The organism is Geobacillus sp. WSUCF1 (genome assembly GCF_000422025.1).
In the GTDB taxonomy this organism is placed as follows: domain Bacteria; phylum Bacillota; class Bacilli; order Bacillales; family Anoxybacillaceae; genus Geobacillus; species Geobacillus zalihae.
In genome coordinates this window covers 1-221 of the sequence record NZ_ATCO01000097.1, presented here as the reverse complement: position 1 = coordinate 221, position 221 = coordinate 1, and the positions used below count along the sequence as shown (strand labels likewise).

General features: G+C 46.2%; 1 protein-coding gene. It reads right to left on the bottom strand.

Going from position 1 to position 221, the window contains the following annotated elements; translation table 11 throughout:
- Positions 1-29: 29 nt before the first annotated feature.
- Positions 30-221: hypothetical protein (locus tag I656_RS19235; protein ID WP_235048632.1), on the bottom strand; the 192-nt coding region annotated here is incomplete at its 5' end.

Genomic DNA, 221 nt, shown 5'->3' with positions numbered 1-221 from the left:
TCGGCTTCTTCCTTTGCTTTATCGGTTATCTAGTTTTCAAGGAACGAAGCTGCTGCCTTGAGTCTGCTTCTTTGCAGCTTTGCGCCGAGGAATCCAGCTTCTCTGAATTCACTTGTAGACGCAGACGCAAAGCAACTGAAGGAATTTCTCATTCCTTCAAAACTGAACGAAACAGAAGCGCGTTTTGCTTTGAATAACGACTGATGTCTAGCTCCAGCGCC